Source organism: Lysobacter sp. TAB13 (assembly GCF_052113885.1).
Taxonomy (GTDB): domain Bacteria; phylum Pseudomonadota; class Gammaproteobacteria; order Xanthomonadales; family Xanthomonadaceae; genus Lysobacter; species Lysobacter gummosus.
This window is the reverse complement of record NZ_JBFRDR010000357.1, coordinates 1-375: the sequence shown is the minus strand read 5'-3', so window position 1 is coordinate 375 and position 375 is coordinate 1. Positions and strand designations below refer to the sequence as shown.

Sequence of the window (375 nt, the reverse complement as noted above, 5' to 3'; positions counted from 1 at the left end):
ATCCGCCCCCCGGTGCCGCCAGCGTGCTCGGGGTTGTCCGGCCGCAGGCGAAGCTGTTCGGGGCGCAGCAGGATCGTCGCCGGGCCGCGCCGGGTTCGGTCGGCGATCGAAATCTGCCCGAGCGCGCAGCGCGCCGCGCCATCGGCGAGCTCGGCCTGCAGCAGGATCGCGTCGCCGAGGAACCTTGCGATCGCGGGGTCGCGCGGTTGCAGGTAGAGCAACCGCGGAGGCCCGGCCTGGACCAGGCGGCCCTCCTTCAGCACGACGAGTTGGTCGGCGAAGCCGAGTGCTTCGCCCTGGTCATGCGTGACGAGGATCGCGGTCACCGCGAATTCCCGCAAGACCTCAGCCACCTTGCGGCGCATGGTCTCGCGC

1 pseudogene is annotated in these 375 nt (G+C 72.0%); it reads right to left on the bottom strand.

The features are described from left to right. A pseudogene (locus AB4Y92_RS26520) lies at window positions 1-365 on the bottom strand (hypothetical protein); the annotation flags it as partial. Window positions 366-375: the final 10 nt, after the last annotated feature.